Source organism: Sulfuricurvum sp. (genome assembly GCF_023250475.1).
Classification (GTDB): domain Bacteria; phylum Campylobacterota; class Campylobacteria; order Campylobacterales; family Sulfurimonadaceae; genus Sulfuricurvum.
Map to the genome: position 1 here is coordinate 1 of NZ_JAHFAQ010000167.1, position 422 is coordinate 422.

General features: G+C 37.9%; 1 protein-coding gene. It reads right to left on the reverse strand.

What is annotated here, in order from left to right:
• On the reverse strand, positions 1 to 304 hold a 304-nt coding region (locus Q0C19_RS11470; RefSeq protein WP_295056145.1), incomplete at its 3' end, for a hypothetical protein.
• Positions 305 to 422: the final 118 nt, after the last annotated feature.

The window sequence follows — 422 nt, forward strand, 5'->3', positions numbered from 1 at the left end:
GTCCCATCACATATTCATTTGCATCACTCAGATAAAGGATATCATTACTATCACTGCTGAGTTTCTGCCCAAAAAGATCGGTAAAGTCATATTCAATCGATTCACCGTTTTGAATACCTGATTTGCTAAAAAACAAATCTCCATCTGTACCATCTATGCCTGATCCGCTTCCCTGTAAACTGAATTTTTTGACAGATGAATGGCGCCAGTCGTTAATGGTGATCTTATCACGAAGTTCCCATATACTTTTTCCTGCTTCTTTGACACCGATAATCAAATAATTGCTACCTGTATAAAATACCAAATCATTACTCCCTATCCCCCTACCGAACTTGATTATATCCATTCCAGATGTATCGTTAATTGCGTCACTTCCATCTCCAAGATTAAATATATAGGTATCATTTCCGCTACCGCCTTGT